The sequence below is a fragment of the Sphingomonas sp. 66-10 genome (assembly GCF_001897045.1).
Classification (GTDB): Bacteria; Pseudomonadota; Alphaproteobacteria; order Sphingomonadales; family Sphingomonadaceae; genus Sphingomonas; species Sphingomonas lycopersici.
The window spans coordinates 94396-114059 of sequence record NZ_MKRR01000133.1; the positions used below are offsets into that span (position 1 = coordinate 94396).

At 65.7% G+C, this 19664-nt stretch carries 16 protein-coding genes; 11 read left to right on the top strand and 5 right to left on the bottom strand.

Annotated features, from left to right (window positions below; genetic code table 11):
• The 5 genes from glgA to BGN95_RS14415 all read left to right on the top strand — a co-directional run.
• Window positions 1-1199, top strand: a 1199-nt coding sequence (glgA, locus tag BGN95_RS14395; protein ID WP_286773062.1) for a glycogen synthase GlgA, incomplete at its 5' end; no start/stop codon positions are given.
• A complete protein-coding gene (glgX, locus tag BGN95_RS14400) occupies window positions 1196-2980 on the top strand; it encodes a glycogen debranching protein GlgX (RefSeq protein ID WP_286773063.1) in 1785 nt (594 codons plus the stop codon). The genes glgA and glgX, both read left to right, overlap by 4 nt.
• Before the next feature lie 198 nt (window positions 2981-3178).
• Window positions 3179-3772: a TspO/MBR family protein gene (locus tag BGN95_RS14405; RefSeq protein WP_265312697.1), complete on the top strand. Its 594-nt coding sequence runs from the start codon at window positions 3179-3181 to the stop codon at window positions 3770-3772.
• Window positions 3773-3779: 7 nt separating this feature from the next.
• Window positions 3780-5288, top strand: coding sequence for a cryptochrome/photolyase family protein (locus tag BGN95_RS14410; protein ID WP_286773064.1), 1509 nt, complete (start codon window positions 3780-3782; stop codon window positions 5286-5288).
• 238 nt (window positions 5289-5526) lie between these two features.
• Window positions 5527-6699, top strand: coding sequence for a TetR family transcriptional regulator (locus BGN95_RS14415; protein ID WP_286773065.1), 1173 nt, complete (start codon window positions 5527-5529; stop codon window positions 6697-6699).
• A gap of 44 nt (window positions 6700-6743) precedes the next feature.
• On the opposite strand, the gene BGN95_RS14420 is transcribed toward BGN95_RS14415, so the two are convergent.
• Window positions 6744-7937 (bottom strand): Ca2+-dependent phosphoinositide-specific phospholipase C, encoded by a 1194-nt coding sequence (locus tag BGN95_RS14420; RefSeq protein WP_286773066.1) that lies wholly within the window; start codon window positions 7935-7937, stop codon window positions 6744-6746.
• A gap of 27 nt (window positions 7938-7964) precedes the next feature.
• Window positions 7965-10076 carry a TonB-dependent receptor gene (locus BGN95_RS14425; protein WP_286773067.1) on the bottom strand — a complete coding sequence of 704 codons (2112 nt, stop codon included), beginning with the start codon at window positions 10074-10076 and terminating at the stop codon, window positions 7965-7967.
• 489 nt (window positions 10077-10565) lie between these two features.
• Here BGN95_RS14425 and BGN95_RS14430 point away from each other — a divergent pair, with 489 nt between their 5' ends.
• The 6 genes from BGN95_RS14430 (at window position 10566) to BGN95_RS14455 (ending at window position 14986) form a co-directional block, all read left to right on the top strand.
• Window positions 10566-11498 carry a formylglycine-generating enzyme family protein gene (locus tag BGN95_RS14430; RefSeq protein ID WP_286773330.1) on the top strand — a complete coding sequence of 311 codons (933 nt, stop codon included), beginning with the start codon at window positions 10566-10568 and terminating at the stop codon, window positions 11496-11498.
• A 607-nt stretch (window positions 11499-12105) separates the two neighbouring features.
• Window positions 12106-12453 carry a winged helix-turn-helix transcriptional regulator gene (locus tag BGN95_RS14435; RefSeq protein WP_286773068.1) on the top strand — a complete coding sequence of 116 codons (348 nt, stop codon included), beginning with the start codon at window positions 12106-12108 and terminating at the stop codon, window positions 12451-12453.
• A gap of 277 nt (window positions 12454-12730) precedes the next feature.
• Window positions 12731-13231, top strand: coding sequence for a winged helix-turn-helix transcriptional regulator (locus BGN95_RS14440; RefSeq protein ID WP_286773069.1), 501 nt, complete (start codon window positions 12731-12733; stop codon window positions 13229-13231).
• On the top strand, window positions 13228-13821 hold the full coding sequence (locus BGN95_RS14445) for a 2-hydroxychromene-2-carboxylate isomerase (RefSeq protein ID WP_265312705.1): 594 nt from the start codon (window positions 13228-13230) through the stop codon (window positions 13819-13821). The genes BGN95_RS14440 and BGN95_RS14445 overlap by 4 nt, the downstream gene beginning before the upstream one ends.
• A complete protein-coding gene (locus BGN95_RS14450; protein WP_286773070.1) occupies window positions 13818-14516 on the top strand; it encodes an SDR family NAD(P)-dependent oxidoreductase in 699 nt (232 codons plus the stop codon). The genes BGN95_RS14445 and BGN95_RS14450 overlap by 4 nt, the downstream gene beginning before the upstream one ends.
• 5 nt (window positions 14517-14521) lie before the next feature.
• Entirely contained in the window at window positions 14522-14986 is a 465-nt protein-coding gene (locus tag BGN95_RS14455) for a PaaI family thioesterase (RefSeq protein WP_265312824.1), read from the top strand.
• A gap of 33 nt (window positions 14987-15019) precedes the next feature.
• Here the strand turns inward: BGN95_RS14455 and BGN95_RS14460 are convergent, their stop codons facing one another.
• The 3 genes from BGN95_RS14460 to BGN95_RS14470 form a co-directional block, all read right to left on the bottom strand.
• The gene (locus BGN95_RS14460) at window positions 15020-16540 is read right to left on the bottom strand and encodes an ABC1 kinase family protein (RefSeq protein ID WP_286773071.1); all 1521 of its coding nucleotides are present in this window, start codon (window positions 16538-16540) and stop codon (window positions 15020-15022) included.
• 88 nt (window positions 16541-16628) lie between these two features.
• The gene (locus tag BGN95_RS14465; protein WP_286773072.1) at window positions 16629-18668 is read right to left on the bottom strand and encodes a M13 family metallopeptidase; all 2040 of its coding nucleotides are present in this window, start codon (window positions 18666-18668) and stop codon (window positions 16629-16631) included.
• 319 nt (window positions 18669-18987) lie between these two features.
• Complete coding sequence (locus tag BGN95_RS14470; protein ID WP_286773073.1) at window positions 18988-19638, bottom strand: TetR/AcrR family transcriptional regulator; 651 nt, start codon at window positions 19636-19638, stop codon at window positions 18988-18990.
• Window positions 19639-19664 lie beyond the last annotated feature (26 nt).

Below are 19664 nucleotides of genomic sequence, written 5' to 3' on the forward strand. Positions count from 1 at the left end.
CGTTGTTCGATCGCGACGGAAGCCCCTATGCCGACAATGCCGGGCACGACTGGGAGGATAACTGGCGGCGCTTCGCAGCTTTTGGCCGGGCGGCGGCGGATATCGCGGGCGGCGCGGTCAAGGGCCGCGGATTCGATCTCGTCCATGCGCATGATTGGCAAGCCGGTCTCGCCCCCGCCTATCTGCGCTTCGCACCGCCGCGACAGCTCAAGCGCGCGATGCCGGCGGTCATGACGATCCACAACATGGCCTTCCAGGGCTATTTCCCCGCCACCATTTTCGACGCGCTCGGCCTGCCGGGAAATGCCTGGGCGCTCGACGGCGTGGAATATCATGGCGGCGTCGGGTTCCTCAAAGCGGGGCTCGAAAGTGCCGCGGCGATCACCACCGTCAGCCCCACCTACGCGCGCGAGATCCGCACCGGGGAGTTCGGCATGGGGCTGGAGGGGCTGATCGTCAGCCGGGGCGAGCGGGTTTCGGGGATCGTCAACGGGATCGACACGGCCCAATGGAATCCCGAGACGGATCGAGCCATCGCCAGCCCCTTCTCGGTCCGAACGCTGGCAAAGCGAACGGCCAACAAACGCGCGCTGGAGCAGGAATTCGCGCTCGAGCCCGGCGACGGTCCGCTGTTCGTCGTGGTGAGCCGGCTGACCTGGCAAAAGGGCCTCGACGTGCTGCTCGACGTCCTCGATCATCTCGTCTCGCGCGGCGGCCGCCTCGCGCTGCTCGGTTCGGGCGATGTCGCGCTGGAGCAGGCCTATCTTGCCGCCGCCGCGCGGCACCCGGGCCGCATCGCCATCCGCACCGGTTATGACGAGGCGCTTTCCCACCGGTTGCAGGCGGGCGGCGACGCGATTCTCATCCCCAGCCGGTTCGAGCCGTGCGGGCTGACCCAGCTTTATGGTCTGCGCTACGGCTGCGTGCCGATCGTCGCGCGTACCGGCGGCCTTGCCGACACCGTGATCGACGTCAACCTCGCCGCTCTGTCGATCGGGGCGGCGACGGGAATTCAGTTCGACGGCGTCACGCCCGCCGCGCTCAGCGCCGCAATCGAGCGGGCAATGGCCTTGTGGCAACGTCCGGACGACTGGCGTTCGATCCAGCGCGCCGGGATGAAACAGGATTTCTCCTGGCGGCGGAGTGGTGCGGCCTATGCCGCGCTCTACCGCGCGCTTTGTGCCCCTCCCGCCATATGACCTACGGCGCCATCGCTGGTCCCGCCGGGACGATCTTTCGCGTGCGCGCGCCCGAGGCGCAAAGCGTGACCTTGTGCCTTTTCGAGCGCGACCACGAAGTGCGACGGGAAATGCGCCGCGAGGGAACCGACTGGGTCGCCGAAGCCCCTGCCCCGCCCGGCACTCTTTATGGCTATCGCGCCGCCGGGTCGTTCGACCCCGCACAAGGCCGCTGGTTCGACGCGTCGAAGCTGCTCGTCGATCCCTATGCGACAGAGCTCGACCGGCGCTTCGCTTACACGCCATCGCTCCACGCATTCGGCACCGACACAGGCCCAATGGTGCCGAAAGCGATCGTCCCCGGGGACCTTCCGGTGGTGGAGCCCGCACCGCCGGTCTTCACGCACGGCGGGCTGATCTACGAAGCCAATGTCCGCGCGCTGACCATGCTCCATCCCGATGTGCCGGAAGAATTGCGCGGAACCGTCGCCGCTTTGGCTCATCCGGCGATCATCGCCCATCTCACCCGGCTCCATGTGAGCGCGATCGAGCTGATGCCGATCGTTGCCTGGATCGACGAGCGGCATCTGCCGCCGCTCGGCCTCTGCAACGCCTGGGGCTATAACCCGGTGGTGCCGATGGCGCTCGATCCCGGATTGTGCCCGGGAGGCGTCGCCGAGTTGCGTGAAACGGTGGCTGCGCTCCACGCCGCCGGAATCGGCGTGATCCTCGACCTTGTGTTCAATCACACCGGCGAAAGCGATGTGCTCGGGCCGACGTTGAGCTTTCGCGGGCTCGACAATCAGGGGGTCTATGCGCACGATCGCGAAGGCCGGCTGATCAACGACACCGGCTGCGGCAACACGCTGAACTTTGGCGAGCCCTATGTCCGCGAACTTGCCCGCGCGACCTTGCGTCATTTCGTGCGGCATTGCGGGATCGACGGATTCCGCTTCGATCTCGCGCCGGTCATGGCGCGCAGCCCCGGTTTCCAGGCCGACGCGCCGATCTTCGCCGAAATCGCCGCCGACCCGATATTGGCCGATCGCGTCCTGATCGCGGAGCCGTGGGACCCGGGTCCCGGCGGCTATCAGCTCGGCGCCTTTCCGGAAAACTGGCTCGAATGGAACGACCGTTTCCGCGACGACGTGCGCCGCTTCTGGCGCGGCGACGGCACGGTCGGCACGCTGGCAACGCGGCTTGCGGGATCCTCGGACTTGTTCGGGCCTCATAGCCGCTCGGTCAATTTCATCGCGGCGCATGATGGGATGACGCTCGCCGATACGGTCGCTTATGCCGGTCGCCACAATTGGGCGAACGGCGAGGAAAACCGCGACGGGCAAGGTGACAACGCCTCGTGGAACAACGGCGTGGAAGGGCCGAGCGATGATCCGAACGTCGTCGCGCATCGAGCCGCGGACGCAAGGGCATTGCTGGGGACATTGTTCGCTTCGACCGGATCGATCATGCTGACCGCCGGCGATGAGTTTGGCCGAACGCAGCTCGGCAACAACAATGCCTATTGCCAGGACAATCACCTGACATGGCTCGACTGGGGCACCCGCGACCGTCTGCTGGAAGATCATGTCGCGGCGCTGGCGCAATGGCGCGCCGCCCGCGCCGGCTGGTTCGCGACCTTTCCGCGGCAGGGCGACTGGCTGTCGCCGTCGGGCCAGCCCATGACGATTGCCGAATGGGAAGATCCGGCGACGAGCGGTCTGACATATCGCTCGCTCGATTCCGACCGGCCCTATTCGATCGATATCGACCGCATCGGCCGGAGGGTGGGTACATCTGCGTAGAATTCCTCGCCTTCTGTCCCAATTGGTGACGAATGAGCGATCCTTCATGTTGTACCCGGCGACCCCTGCATTAATCCGGGAGGGGATGCCCTCCCAGTCCCGCGAGCAGCGGGCCCTGTCGCCGATTGTCGAAAGAACGATGCCGCTGGCGCGGCAGCGGCGAACGGAGATTGGGAGTGCCATGCGCGGATCGGAACAATGATTGCCGCACTCTTGCAAACCGCCTTATTGGTTTTCAACGGCGTCCCGCAAAGCGCGAACGTTGGTGAAAGTCGAAGCGTGAGGTTTCACCCGATGGACAGGACGGAAAAATCGGCCGAACCCGCCTGGCTAAGGGCTGCACGTGCCGCCATTCCGGTGATCGCCGCCTCGCTTCTCGGGCAATGGGCGACCTGGCTCAATCTCGCCCCATGGTATGCCGGCCTCCTGAAACCGTCGTTCAATCCGCCAAACTGGATATTCGCGCCAGTCTGGACGAGCCTGTATGTGCTGATGGCCTATTCGGTCTGGCGTATCCTCAAAGTCCCCGCGAGACGGATCGAGCGCCGGATTGCTTTAACCTTATTCTTCGTGCAGCTCGCGCTCAATGCTTCGTGGTCATGGCTGTTTTTCGGACTCAACAGCCCTCTTGCCGGGCTCGTGAACGTCGTGCCGCAATTTGTGGTGATCATTGCAACGATCGATCGATTTCGCCGGCTTGATCTCGTGGCGGCACGGTGCCTCATGCCATTGGCCGCATGGGTTGCGTTCGCCTCAGTGCTGAACTTCGAAATCTGGCGCCTCAATGGCTAGCCCTGCGTTGCACGAACGGCCCGCCGAGCCAACTCTTTCCGATCCGGAGCGCCCTGTTATCCTGTGGTTTCGCGACGACCTGCGCATATCGGATAATCCAGCGCTTAACGCCGCCGCCGCAACTGGCCGCAAGATCATCTGCATCTTCGTGCACGATGAGGAATCGCCCGGGTTGCGGCCGCTTGGGGGCGCCGCGCGATGGTGGCTTCACGGCTCGCTCGAAGCGCTGGACGGAGACCTGCGCCGGCGCGGTGCCTGGCTGTCGATCTATCGTGGACGGGCGCAGACGATCATCCTCGCGCTCGCCGCCGAAACCAACGCGGCGGCGATATTCTGGAACCGGCGCTATGGCGGGGCCGAGCGCCTGCTCGACGAAACACTGAAGTCGGCACTCAAGGAGCGACGGATCGCGGCCAAGAGCTTCAACGGCCATCTGCTTCATGAGCCATGGGCGATCAGGACGAAGGCGGGCCAGCCGTTCCGCGTCTTTTCAGCCTTCTGGCGCGCCGCGCAGGACACCGGAGACCCCGTCCCGCCGCTCACCGCCCCCGCGCAGCTGGAACCGTTCCGCGGCAAGCATCGCAAAAGGCTGCGGGCGGTTACCCTCGCCGATCTCTCGCTCGAACCGTCCACACCCGACTGGGCCAGCGGCCTGCGATCGAGCTGGCAACGCGGAGAGCAGGGCGCGCACGATCAGCTCGGCTGTTTTCTGGACAAGCATTTCGGCAATTATGCCGGCTTCAGGGACTATCCCGATCGCGCGGCGACCTCGCGCCTCTCACCCTACCTGCGCTTCGGCAATATCTCCCCGCGCCAGCTCTGGCATGCCGCCGCCGCGGCAACCCATGCCGAAGGGCACGGAACATCCTATCGAAATCTCGAGAAATTCCAAACCGAACTGGGCTGGCGCGAATTCTCCTATCATCTTCTCTATCGTCACCCTGACCTCGCCGATCGAAACCTGCAGCCGCAGTTCGACGCGATGCCGTGGCGGGTCGATCCGCAAGCATTGCGCGCCTGGCAAACCGGCCGAACCGGCTACCCCTTTGTCGACGCGGGAATGCGCGAACTCTGGCACACTGGATGGATGCACAATCGTGTGCGCATGATCGTCGCGTCGTTCTTGGTGAAGCACCTGCTCATCGACTGGCGCCAAGGCGAACAATGGTTTTGGGATACGTTGGTCGATGCCGATCCCGCCAACAACCCGGCGAGCTGGCAATGGGTAGCGGGAAGTGGGGCGGATGCGGCGCCCTATTTCCGGGTCTTCAACCCTGTTCTTCAGGGGGAAAAATTCGATCCCGACGGGGCCTATATCCGACGCTGGTTGCCCGAGCTATCCGGCCTTCCAAGCTCCAGCATCCATCGACCTGGCGAACTTGAAGCCATCACAGCGGGCTATCCCGAGAGAATAGTTGAACATAAGCGCGCGCGGGCGCGCGCGCTCGAAGCATATAAGAATCTGCGCACAACGAGTGCCCCGGGCCACGGTCGATTTTCTTCGTCCAATCGATAACTTGCTATAAATTCTTTGAAGCAAAGCTCCGGAGTGCTAATTTGGGGTACAAGTTCTGAGCCGGCCGATCGGCTGGCCCCGCCGATGTAGGATCACGCCCCGGTCGCCGCCGAAAATGGCAGGCGCGACCGCGTATATCGGCGGTATGATGCGCCGAGCGCGATTGCATCGCGCAACGGCCGCGGTTTGTTGACCAAATTCCGTTGAGCGGCGCCCAGCATCGCGCCACAAGGCGATGATGGCCAGTTCCAGCATCGTGCAGATTCTCCACGCCGCCCGCACGCGTATCGTCGCGCACGGCATGGCGGGGCTGAGCCTGCGCGCGATCGTGCAGGATGCGGAAAGTTCGCTCGGATCGCTGCATTATCGGATCGGCGACAAGGGCGCGCTGATCGGCGTGCTGGCCGCCGAGGAAGCCGACGAACGGCGACGGATGGCCGCGACATGGGAGCCCCGCGCCGCGGCGCTCGATCTGTCGGTGCCCGATACGCTCGCCGCGCTGATCGCCGCGTGGCTCGACGAGGCGGCGACGCTGCGCCGCGATCACGCCGTCGCCGGGTGCGAGCTGATGCTCGAGGCGACGATCGATCTCGCGACGCGCACGGGAATGGACGACATGCTCGGCGCCGAAGACGATTTCTGGATCGGGTTGCTGCGCCCCGCCGCCGGCGAGGATGCGACGCTCTTCGGGCGCGCGATCGCCGGCTATTGCCGCGACGAGCTTCCCTTCACGCTCGTCGCATCCGGTCATCCCGATTATCGCCTGCTGCGCGCCGCGACGATCGCGCGGCTCGCGGCGCGGTTTCGCGCGCCGGCATCGGGCATCGCCAGCCATTTCGAGGCGCTGGTAGACCGCTGCGGCACGCCGCGCGATACCGCCGTGCTGCCGGTCGGCCTGCCCGAAGGCTCGCGCAAGGCCGAGCTGGCGGGCTACGCCGCGGCATTGATCGCCGAGCGCGGGATCGCGGCGCTCAGCCACCGCACGGTCGCCGCCCGCGCGGGCGTCGCCAATTCCAATGTCGCGCATTATTTCCGCACCCACGACGATTTGCTGCGCGCCGGCATGGGCGCACTGATCCTCGGGATGCGCAGCGAGCTGACGCAGGGCATCGCGCAGCAACGCGCGGCGCGCGGCGATGCGCTGTTGCGCGCCACCCATTCGGTCGCACTGACCGCGCTGCGCGACGCGCGGCTGATCCCGTTCGCGCTCGATATGCGCCGGCGGCGCGGCGAGAATGTACGGGCGGAGATCGCCGCGGGCGTCGGCGGCGCGGCGGGGCTCGATGCCGCCGCGACGCAGGCCGCGGTGGTCACATTGGTCGGTGCCCGCCTCGGTGCGCTGGCGCGCGGCGACGGCGCCGCCTTCGCGATCGATATCGCCGCGCTCGCCCGGTTGCGCGACGGCGACTGACTCCGCCGGCGGCGGCCGGGGAGAGCCGCCGCCGGGGCGCGCGCCTATCTGGCGGGCGGCGCAATCCGGGCCGGGCCACCGCCCGGCAAGGTCACGACATAGGGGGTGCCATAAGCATTGCCGGGCTTCTCGAAATCGGTCGAGACGATCTGCGCGCCGCTGGCGAAGGCCGCGGTCGCGCGGCGCTGATCGTTGGTCTTCGCCTCATAGGTTTCGATGTCGGCGCGCGAGCGGACGATATAGCCTTTGGCGATCTCGTCCCCGATCTCCTTGCCGCGAACGAGCGCGTTATCGTCGAGGATGAAGGCGGCATGATCCTGCCCCGGCTGGGAATCGAGGAACGCCATCCGCCCCTTCAAGCCCGGATGCCCCTCCAGATAGGCCGAGGCGCCGTCATGCCCGGTAGCGGTGATGAGCTGGAAGATGAACTTGCCGCGCGCCTTGCCCAGCGTCGGCCAATTGCCCGCCAGCACCGCTTTTTCCAGCGTCGGATAGGTCCCGCGCACCTCATCGGGGGTGATGACATTGGCGCGGCCGATCACCTCGGCGATCGTGCGGTCGATCTCGTCATAGGTCGCGCTGGTGAACGGCGGCGGGGTGGTCGAACCGGGGAGGATCGGGATCGCCTGCACCTTCGCCTCGATCATCACGAAGATCGGGATATGCCCGGGATGCTGGTCCGACCACGCCTTCATCTCGGCGAGGCAGCCGCGGAAGGTCGGGCAGGAGCTGCGGAAATCCAGGTCTGCCATATGCAGCACCTTGATCCCCGGCGCCTTCATCGCCGCGGGATCGAACGGCAGAAGATCGGTCACACCCTCAGCGCGCAGCAACCGATAAGCCGCCGGATCGGCATAAGCGCCGCCGTCGGGATCGGCGTTCACGTCGATCTCCAGCCCGCGCACGCCGAGATCGAGCTGCTCGGTGAGGCTCGGGTGGCGATAGCTCAGCGCTTCCTTGAACGATACGTCGTTTGGGTGGGCGATCAGCATCTCACGGCGCCGCTCCTCCGGCATCTGCGCGGCGAGCTTGCCCATCGACGGCAGCCGCGTTTCGAGCAGCGCGAGCACGCGCGGGTCGACCCCGATCGAATAGCTGTTGTGCGTACCGAGCACCTGGATGCGATTGAGCGGCAGCGAATCCGGCAAATCCGGCGCCTCGCGCGCTGGCTGCGCCGCGGCGGCGGCGGCAAAGGCGAGCGCGAGCAGCGGCAACGCCCGCATGGCATGTTTCGACATGATGTGAACCTTCTTTCGGGGCGTCGATCAGAAATTGACGTTGGCGAACACGCCGGCGGTACGGCGCGCGTTGGGCGACGTATAGTGAAGCAGCCCGAGCTGGCCGTAGAGCTGCCAGCCGGTCGAGAAATAGGTGTCGAACAGATTGCGTGCGAACACCCCGAATTCGAGCTTGTTGTCGGCGGTCACCGCGCTCAGCCGCGCATTGACCAGCCCGAAGCCGGGGACGCGCGAATAAGCGGGCTGGCCGACCACCGTCCAATAGGTGCTGCGATAGGCATAATCGGCATGCGCCCTTACCTTCATGCCGTCGCTGATCGCATGGTCATAATCGACCGCGGCGGTTGCCGAGAAATCGGGCGAATTGGGCAAGCGCGTATTGGTGTAGTTGGTCGTCGGGTTATAGACGTAATTGGTGAACCACGCATCGGTGTAGCTGCCCGACGCGCTCAGCGACAGCGAACGGGTCGGGCGCACCGCGAGCGTCGCCTCGACGCCCTGCGTCCTCAGGCCCCCGGCATTGCCGATCGCGGTGGCGAGCAGGAAACCGCCGCCGCCGTCGGGCACCTGCGTCAGGATCGTCGCCTGGAAATCGGTGAAATCGGAGCGGAAGACGTCGATGTTGAAGCGCAGCTTGTGATTGAACCACTCCGATTTCAGCCCGGCTTCATAGGCCTTGACGGTCTCGTGGCGATAAGGCGCATATTTGTTGCCGACGAACGCGATCCCCGCCGGCTTATAGCCGGTGCTGACGGTCGCGTAGAGCATCGCCGTCGACGTGATCTGGAATTCGGGCGAGACGCGGACCGAGAAATTGTCGCCCTTCACGCTGCCATAGGGAAAGACCGGCGGCGCGGTGGTCGCGACGAATTTGGGGGTGAAGCCCGCGACCTGCTGCGGATCGACCGTGATATAGGACAGGCTTTGCGAGACGTTGTCGTGGGTATAGCGCCCGCCGACCGCGACGCGGAACCGGTCCGAAAGGTTGAACTGGACCTGCCCGAATGCTGCCGCGGTCTCGTTCACCGCGTGGAACAGCGAGGTATTACCGCTCTTTCCGATCGCGCCGGTCAGCGCGTAGAGCGTCGAGATCGGCACACCATTGGTATAGACCGGCGCGCCGAGCGTCGCCCATTGCAGCTGGGTCTGCGTCGCCTCTAGCCGGTTGTAGAACAATCCGAGGAACCAGGCGATCGGCCGCTCCTGCGGCGAGGCGAGGTGGAATTCCTGGCTGACCTTCTCGGTGAAGAGATGTCCGTAGTTGAACGGGATATAGGCATATTTGTCGATCGGGGTGAGGCTCGCCGGGGTGTTGTTGTTGTACAGCGTGTAGCGATAGGCGCTGATCGAGGTCAGGTCGTAATCGCCGAGCTTGGCGTGGATGCGCGCCGAGGCGCCCCATTCCTCGGTCTCGATCGCCCCGTAACTCGAATCCGCCGTGTCGGCATTTTTCGGACCGGGATAGACGCCGAGCGAATTGAGGATCGCGGTAACGTTGGCCGGCTGCCCGGAAACCGGGGTGCGCACGCTGCTGTCCCAATGATGCGCATAGTCGCCCGAGATCGTGACGTCGAACCTGGCGTTGGGCTCGAAATAGAGTTTAGCGCGGCCGCCATATTCGTGGACCGAGCCGACCAGCCGGTTGAGCGTGACGTTGCGGCCGAAACCGTCCTGCGCCTGATCGAAGCCCGAAATGCGCAGCGCGGCATATTGCCCCAGCGGCAGGTTGACCGTCGCGTTGAGGATGCGGTCATTATGCTCGCCGTAGCTCGCGCTGGCGCGCAGCGAGGTGACGCCGAGCCTGGGCTTGTTGGTCGAAACCGCGATCACGCCCGAGGTGGAATTCTTGCCGAACAACGTGCCCTGCGGACCCATCAGCACGTCGACGCGCGCGATATCGACCATCCCGGTCAGCCCGTTGGCACGCTGGCCGTCCATCACCACGTCGTCGACCACGACATTGACCGATTTGGCATTGGAAAAGTCCCAGGAGGTGGTGCCGACGCCGCGGATCTGGAACGCGGCGCCCTGGGTCGGATCATATTGCACGCCCGGCGCGAGATATTGGAGGTCGGTCACATTGGTGTAGCCGGCATTGGCGATCGCTTGCCCGTCGATCGTCTGGATCGACAGCGGCACTCTTTGGCTATTCTCACTTCGTCGCTGCGCCGTAACCACCACCTCCTGTAATCCCCCGGAATCCTGCGTTCGCGCTGCATCGCCAGCCTGCGCCTGCGCGGCCGCTGCGCAGGGAAAGACAAAGAACGCGAGCCCGCTTGCGCCAACGGATAAGAACGATCGTACGAACATCCGCGACTCGCGCAACATAGAATTTTCTCTCGCTTAAACCCCGAATGAGGGGCGCGATAGTCGATGAATATTACGCTTTCGAGACGATCGTACTATCGATTGGAAAAGTTCAGGGGTAAACGTCACACCCCGGTCGCGCGACCGATCGGGTACTCGCGCTGAGGGGTCACAATCTCATCGCGCTCCCCAAGGGCGCTTCCCGCCACAAGGGGGCTTCGTTAGGATAGCTTCTGAACCGATCGGGGCGGAAAAACCGCCCGTCGCTCGGTCGGCTGCTTGCACGGGAAACCGGATTTGGACACGATTACCGCGGACACGATGATCGCCCTGCCCGGTGGCACGTTCACGATGGGGTCGGAGCGTTTCTACCCGGAGGAGGCGCCGGTGCGGCGCGTGCGCGTCGACCCGTTCCGGATCGACGCGGCCCCCGTCACCAACCGCGCATTCGCGCGCTTCGTCGCCGAGACGGGCTATGTCACCTTCGCGGAAATCGCCCCCGATCCCGCCGATTATCCGGATATCGACCCCGCGCTCGCGCAACCCGGCTCGCTGGTGTTCACCAAGTCCGCCGGGCCGGTCGATCTCTCCGATCCGTCGCAATGGTGGCGGTTCGTGCTCGGTGCCGACTGGCGCCACCCCACCGGCCCCGACAGTTCGCTCGAAGGGCTCGACGATCACCCGGTGGTCCACGTCGTCCATCAGGACGCCAAGGCTTATGCCGACTGGGCGGGCAAGAGCCTGCCGACCGAGGCGGAATGGGAATATGCCGCGCGCGGCGGGCTCGAGGCGCGCGAATTCGCCTGGGGCGACGAACTGACCCCCGACGGGCAATGGCGCGCCAACACCTGGCAGGGCCTGTTTCCTTTCGCCAATCAGCTGCTCGACGGCTGGGAACGCACCTCGCCGATCGGCGCCTATCCGCCGAACGACTTCGGGCTCTACGACATGATCGGCAATGTCTGGGAATGGACCGAGGATTGGTATGCGGATGCGTCGGCTGCGGCGGCGCGCGGGAAGACCAAGACCAGGCCCTCATGCTGCGTCGCCGACAATCCGCGCGGCGCCAAGATTTTCCAGAGCTGGGACCCGGCCAACGCGGCGCGCAAGGTCCCGCGCAAGGTAATCAAAGGCGGCTCGCATCTGTGCGCGCCGAGCTATTGCCAGCGCTATCGCCCTGCCGCGCGGCATCCCCAGGCGATCGACAGTTCGACCAGCCATATCGGCTTCCGCTGCGTGGTGCGCGCGGCCTAGCGCTCGAAGGAGCCCCCGCTCATGCAGGTGAACCCGCTCGGCTGCCTGAGCGACCACTATTATCGCAATTACTATAAGGATTTGCCGTCGCACGGCTATCCGCAATATAAGACATGCAAGCCGACCCGGGCGAAAGCTATAGCGTGGCTGAGCGCCACCCCGACACTCTCGCCGATCTGGCCGCGCGTCTTGCTCGCGCGCGCGAAACCTTCGCCTCCTTCCGCACCCACCCGTCGACAATTGTCGGCGGACAGGCGGCGCCCGAGCAACCCCCGAGAACATCCGATTAGCCGCCGCGCCGTCGCGCGCCTTACCGCGCAACGCGGTGCGCGGTGCCGAAAACCCGCGGCAGCTTTCGGGCTCAAAGGAACCTGCGCCAAAGGGCCGATCGTGGTCGCACTCCTGCGTAGCCGTCCAGCCTTTTTCCGGCCTCCCGCAGCAGCGATACTTCCGACCACATCGTCGCGCCGCGCCGCCTTGGCCCGCCCCACCGCAATTGAGCAGCACATTCCGGGAATGCGCTGGTCTCACGGCGAATGGCCTGATTGACTTCAATCATTGAAGTAATGTAACACGATTCGATACCAGCGAGCTTGCCATTGTTCCGATGAGTCCCTCCGATCGCGCTTTTTCATCCGGGGTAACCACCCCGCGCGATCCGCTGGGTCTGCTGGAAGGGCGCTGGATTTTGCAGATTCTCCTGCGGCTCAAGGACAATGATCTGCGTTTTTCCGACCTGCGGGCCGCCTTGCCGGCGATCAGCGCCAATGTTCTGGCCCAACGGATGCGTGATCTCGAAGCGGCCGGGCTTGTGCGTCGGCTTTATCTGCCGCCTCCGGCTGCGAGCCAGGTCTATGCGCTCGCGCCTTCCGCGGACTCGCTGCGCCCGGCGCTCGAATATCTGGCACATTGGCGGGCCCGGCATCGCGCGCGCGCTCATCAGGAGCCGGCATGAAAACGCGTCGCTTCGACGGGGCGCCACGATCATCGGGCGGATTACCGTTCAAGTCGGCCATTCGTGCCGGTGTCACGGTACGCCGCCTGGGCCATCATCTCGCACGCGCTTCCTGTCATCCGGCTCGGCATTCGCCCACCTTGCGCTTCGTCCACATCGGGCGTAAAGCTTCAATAATTGAAGTAATAAGACCCTTCCCAAGGCAAGTGTCCGTCAACGATGGAGATGTGATGCGCTGGTTTGATCGGTTGCAAAGCTGGAACGAGGTAGTCGCGCCATGAAGCCGAAATCGTTCGTCGGAATGCGCTGTTCGATCGCCGGCGCGCTGGAGCTGATCGGTGATCGCTGGGCATTGCTCATCATCCGCGATCTTTCGCTGGGCCTGAGCCGCTATGACGACCTTCGCGCGAGCACAGGCATCCCGGCCGCGACGCTCGCCGCGCGGCTCAAGCACCTGTCCGCCTCGGACATCGTCGAGCGCGTCCGCTACCAGGAACGCCCTCCCCGCGATGAATATCGTCTGACGCCCAAGGGGCGTGACCTGTGGAAGGTCAGCGTTGCTCTCCGCGAATGGGGCGATCGCTGGGACGCCAGTGGCTTCGGCCAGCCGGCGATCGAAATGGTCGATCGCGAAACCGGCAGACCGCTGATCCTCGCGCTCGTTGACGCCGAAACGCGCGAGGCGGTGCCGCGCGACCGCGTCCGGCTTCGCGCAGGGCCTGGCGCCGACGACACGGTGCGCCATCTTCTCGAACGCTCGACGGGAGCCAATTCATGACCCAGCCAATTGAGCTTTTCTACGATTTCCGTAGTCCTTACAGCTATCTCGCCTTCACTCAGTTGCGCGGGATGAACGTCGACATCGCGCTCAGGCCAATGAAAGTCCTGACCCTGATGGAGAAGGTCGGCAACGTGCCGACCACGATCACTTGCGCGGCCAAGGGGCGCTACGCGCGAGCGGATCTCGGCCGCTGGGCGCAGCGCTACGGCCTCACGCTCAACCCGGCGAACATGCGCGAGGTCGACGGTGAGGCCTGCGCGCGCGCCGTGCTCGCCGCTCGCTCTCCGTCGGAGGCGGCGGCGATCACGCTGGCGCTGTACCGGGCGTGCTGGAGCGAGGGGAACGCGCTCGCCACGAAGGACGATGTTCTCGCCGCGATCACGGCGGCGGGCATCGACGCCATCCCGATCGCCGAGCGGATCGACACGCCAGCGGTGATCGAGCAGCTCGACGCGAACACCGACGAAGCCGCCGCGCGGGGCGTCTTCGGCTCACCCACCGTCTTTGTCGGCGAGACGATGTTCTTCGGCAATGATCGGCTCGATTTCGTACGCGAGGAACTCGAGCGCCTGGAGGAAGCCGCGTGACCGACAGGGCAAAGCCGCTGGCGCTCGTCACCGGGGTCGGGCCGGGAACCGGCGCCGCCGTCGTGCGACGCTTCGCCGAGGCCGGCTATCGTGTGGCGATGCTGGCGCGCGATGCCGCCCGGCTCGCCGCGCTGGAGCAGGAGATCGCCGATACGATCGCGGTGCCGTGCGACGTCAGCGACGCCGCGGCGCTGGAGCGAGCTGTGGCTGACGTGGGATTCCCGAAGGTCGTCGTTCATAATGCGGTCGGCGGCGCGTTCGGCACGTTCATGAACATCGCGCCCGAGACGCTGCAGAAGAACTTCGACATCAACACGATGGCGCTGTTCCACCTCGCCCGGCTGACCTCGCCGGCAATGATCGAGGCGGGCGAAGGCGCGCTGATCGTCACCGGCAACACCTCGGCGCAGCGCGGCAAGGCCGCGTTCGCCGGCTTCGCACCGACCAAGGCGGCGCAGCGCATCCTGGCGGAATCGCTGGCGCGCGACCTGGGGCCGAAAGGCGTCCATGTCGCCTATCTCGTCATCGACGCGGCGATCGACGTGCCGTGGCAGCGCGAACTTCAGCCTGACAAGCCGGACGACTTTTTCATCTCGCCGACATCGATCGCGGCCGAGGTGTTCCACCTCGCGCACCAACCGCGCGACGCGTGGTCGTTCCTCGCGGAGCTCCGGCCGTTCCATGAGCCGTGGTGAGCAAGATGGCGGACGAAGGCAGCGGCCCCGATGGCCTGGCGCAGCTTCAGGCGATGTTGGGCGGCGGGTTGAAGGCCCCGATCGGACAGACGCTCGGCTTCGATCTGGTCGAGGTCGAGCGCGGGCACGTGGTGTTCGAGGGGAAGCCTGACCGCAGCGTTTATAACCCGCTCGGCGCGGTTCACGGCGGCTATGCCGCGACGCTGCTCGACAGTGCATGCGGCATCGCCACGCACTCCCAACTCGGGCCGGAACGCGGATATACCACGCTGGAACTCAAGGTTTCCTACCTGCGTGGGCTAAGCGAGAACAGCGGCACGGTACGCGCGACCGGCCGCACCGTCTCGGTTGGCCGCCGGGTGGCGTTCGCCGAAGCCGAACTCCACGACGGCGAAGGCCGGCTGTGCGCGACGGCCACTTCGACGCTGCTGGTATTCGACGTTGAGCCTCGCCAGCGGAGGGACATCTGAACGGCGCAGATTAGGGTCGCCCGGCGAAAGTGCTCAGGAGAGCAGCAGCGCGCCGGCCACGATCACCGCCGCGACGAGGATGGCGCCCGCGATCAAACGGGCCGCGGACGCGGTTGCGCCCCCCTCTTCCCGCGCGACGGCGGTCCCGGCAGGATCGGCTTCGAGGCGACGGATCGCCGCCCGCAGCAGGCGCGGCGCGTCGTCGCCGATCTTGCTCAGTTCCCACGCCAGCGCCTGCACGGTCGGCATCCAATGCTCGGGCGACAGCCGTTTGCGCGCGATCCGCAGCGAGGAGCGTTGCATCGCTTCGGACAGATCGAAGTCCGGCTGGATCCCGGATAACACCCCGTCGACCGTGATCAGCGCCTTGAAGATCAGCAACAGATCGGACGGCAGGGTCATGCCCTCGTCCCGTATCAGCGCCATGAAGTCGGTGACCACCGCGCTCAGCACGAGGCGCCCACCGCCGTGCCGCGCGATCAACCGCTCGGCGGCGGCCCGCACCCGCTCGGCGGGCACGCCGCTTCCCACGGACCAGGCCGCGAGGACATCGGCCAATGGCGCCGGATCGCCGGCGTTGAGCGCCTGCGTGAAGCCGATGAACTCCTCGCGGCGGCGCGGCGAGACGTGGCCGATCATACCGAGATCGAGCAGCGCGATGCGATTGCCGGGCAGGCACAACAGGTTCCCGGGATGTGGATCGCCGTGGAAGCGGCCGTTGACCAGCACCATATCGAGGACGAGGTCGGCGCCCAATTCGGCGATCGCGGCCGGATCGATCCCGGCCGCACGCAATGTGTCGCCGTCGCGCGGCGCGATGCCCTCGACATAATCCATCACCAAGAGGGTCTCGGACGTCCAGGCCCAATGTATCTCCGGCACCACAACGCGCGGTTCGCGCGCAAAGTCGGCGCGCAGGCGATCGGCGTTGCGGCCCTCCGCGGTGTAGTCGAGCTCCTCCAGCACCGCCTCCGCCAACTGGCGCATCAGCGCGGACGGCGCAAAACGGCGCGCCTCGGCGCTTGCTGCCTCCGCGATCGCGGCGAGCTGTGCAATCAGCCTGAGATCCGCCTCCATGCGCGGCCGGATGCCGGGGCGGCGGATCTTGAGCACCACCTGTCGTCCGTCGTGCAAGGTCGCGCGATGCACCTGCGCCATCGATGCGGCGGCAAGCGGCGCCACGTCGAATTGGGCAAACGTGGCTTCCGGAGGCTGGCCGAGCGCCGCCTCCACCGCCGCGCGCAATTCTTCGAACGGCAGGGTCGGCGCGCTGCTATGTAGCTTCTCCAGTTCGGCGATCCACTCGGGCGGCAGCAGGTCGCCGCGCGTTGCGAGGATCTGGCCGAGCTTGACGAAGGTCGGGCCGAGCGCCTCGAGCGCCAGGCGCGTCCGCCGCGGCAGGCTCTGCGGCTCGTCGGCGCCTTCTTCCGCCTGCTCCCCCTGTTCGAGCCCAAGACGCGCCAGGAGCATGCCGAGCCCAAATCGAGAAGCGACACGAAAAATCTCCGCGAGCCGATTGCGGTCCCGGCCGGCTACGAGCAGCGTCTTGATCATGGGGAACGCTATAGCGAGCGATCGCGCTGGCTTGCAGGAACTAATGCACTCGGCTCGCGTCATAAGCGCGGAAAACCCCGGGGCGTCGCTACCAGATACGCACACGGTCGACGGGATCGAGGTAGAGACGATCGCCCGGTTTCACACCGAACGCGTCGTACCAGGCGTCGATGTTCCGGACGACGCCATTCACCCTGAACGTTGACGGGCTATGCGGGTCCGATGCGAGGGCGGCCCTAAGCGCCTCGTCGCGGATGTTTTCCCGGTAGGTCTGCGCCCACGACAGAAAGACCCGCTGATCGCCGGTGGTGCCGTCGAGGATCGGCGCGGGCTTCCCTTTGAGCGCGAGATGATAGGCCTCCAGCGCGACATTGAGGCCGCCAAGATCGCCGATATTCTCGCTAAGCGTCGTCCGGCCATTCAGCTGGACCCCCGGGATCGGCTCATAACGCGAATATTGCTCGGCAAGGCGAGAGGTCAGTGCCTTGAACCGGACGATGTCGGCCTTTTCCCACCAGTCGCGCTGAGCGCCTTTCGCGTCGGTCTTCGCGCCCTGATCGTCGAACGCATGGCTCATCTCATGACCGATCACGCCGCCGATACCGCCGTAATTCACCGCGAGATCGGCGGCGGGATCGAAGTAGGGCGGCTGCAGGATCGCGGCGGGAAAGACGATCTCGTTGAAGAAGCTGTTGGAATAGGCGTTGACGTTCTGTGGGGTCATTCCCCATTCGTCGCGGTCGGCCGGCTGCGCGAGGCGCGCGATCCGTCGTTTCCAGTCCCACAGCAGCGCGCGCTTGCGGTTGCCGAGAGGATCGCCCGCGCGGACCTCCAGCGTCGCATAGTCGCGCCAGCTCTCCGGGTAGCCCACCTTCACACGGATCGCTGCGAGCTTCGTCAGCGCGGCCTGCTTCGTGCCGGCCGACATCCAGTCGAGCCGCTCGATCCGGGCGCGGAACGCAGTCCGCAGATTCTCAACCAGCGCGGTGATCTGCACTTTCGCATCGGGCGTGAAATGGCGCTGGACGTAGCGCTGGCCGACCGCCTCGCCGAGCGCCGCGTTGAGCGCGACCGTGGCGCGTTTCCAGCGCTCCCGTTTCTGCGGCAGGCCGGAAAGCACGCGGCCGTTGAAGTCGAATGACAGGTCGTCGAACGCCGCGGGAAGCACATCGGCCATGCCGTTCAGATAATGAAACGTCATATAGGCGCGCCACGTCGCGACCGGCGTGCGGCCGAACAGCCCGGCCAGCTCGCGGATCGCGCTGTCCTCCTTGAGGACGTAAAAGTCGTGGCGGGCGATCCCGAGCGCGTCGAGCGTCGCGTCCCACGGATAATCGGGTGCGAACGCCTTGAGCTCGGCGCGCGATTTGGGGTGATAGGTCAGATCGCGCTCGGCGCGCTTCTCGCGCGTCCAGTGCGCCCGGGCGATTGCGGTCTCGAGTGCCAGCACATTGTCGGCCGCGGCCTCGGGATCAGGATAATGATCGAGCGCCAGCATCCGCGCGGCATAGGATCGGAACCTGGCCCGCACCTCGACGGACCGCGGGTCCGTTTTCAAATAGAAATCCCGATCGGGGAGGCTGAGGCCCGATTGGACGATATTGATCGCATAGCGATCGGGGTTCGCGGCGTCCGGCCACGGCGTCAGGGATAAGGGGCCGCCGAGCCCGAGCTCGGGATCCCCCATCAGCCGCGCGACATCCTCATGCGAACGAGCCGCGGCGATCAGCGCGAGGTCCGCGCTGGCAGGGGCCAATCCCGCCGCCTCGATCGCCTTGGTGTCGAGATAGGCGTTGTAGGCATCGGCGATCTTGCGCTCAATCGACCCGGCTGGTTGCGGCCGCCCGGCAATGTCATCGACGATCGCCTTGACGTCGCTCTCGGCCTTCGCACGGAGCATCGCGAAGGGCCCCCAGGCGCTACGATCGGGCGGGATCGGCATCGCCTGCTTCCAGGCGCCGCTGGCGTATCGGTCGAAGTCGTCGCCCGGCTTCGCCGAACGATCCATCCCGCCGAGATCGAACCCCCAGGGCGGAATGGCCGGCGATGCAGCGGCGAGCACCAGGCCGAGCAACGGCAGCGCTACCGGGCGGACGCCCGCACGAAGGCGCCTCAGGCCCGCAAGCATGTCCCGCCGTCTCATCGGACAATAATGTAGGCGCCTACGTTATTGTCAATCGCTTTCTTCCTCGCCGAACGCGATGCCGAGGAAGTAGCCGCAGTATCTCACGGTCATGTCCCGAGTGACGTGTCGGCGCGAACATTTGATCTGCGTATTGAGCGCAATCATCTCGGGCGCTGACGGCTTCGCGCCTGCGAGCGTCGCGATCGGTGAGGAGCAGCGCAATCATGCGCTTATTTCCGCACATAACGGGATCACGAAACTCGCTGCGTCTCCCTGTCGGCGCAGCCGATGCCTGATGAACGCATCGCCCGCGCCGGAAAGATCAGCCGGCAGCCGGGCGATGCGCGCCATAGCAATGGAGGAAATGCTGGACGGCGAGCGCCGCCTCGCGTTTCGCGCGGCGGTCGTCGTGATCGGCGATGCCCCACAGGACATGCTGATGATAGCCGCCGGCACATAGATTGAAGAACATCAGCGCCGCTTCCCGCGGATCGTCCGCCGACAGATTGCCGGCGCGGACCTGCGCGGTGATATAATCGATCAGCACGGCCTGACCGGCACCCGGTCCGCGATCGTAGAAGATCCGCCCGATTTCGGGGAAACGCTCGACCTCGCCAACGATGAGGCGCTGGAGCGCGATCGCATCGGGCAAGGTGATGCGATCGATCAGGCGCTCGGCAAGGATCGTCAGCGCCTCGCGCGGCTCACGCGAGGGCGTGAGAATTTCGATCACCGACGCGCGGAAGGCGGTCGTCACCTCATCGATCGCCGCGGTGAACAATTCCTCCTTGGAGGCGAAATAGCTCCACAACGTACCCTTGGAGCCGCCCATTTCCTCGGCGATCGCCGACATCGAGGTGCGATCATAGCCGTGTTCGAGAAAATGCCGCCACGCGACCGCGACGATCGCGGCGCGGCGCTCGGCCTTGCGCGCTTCGCGGCGGCCCGGCGCGGGTTTCGCTGCTTCCTTCATATTCCCGTACCATATAGTACGATTTT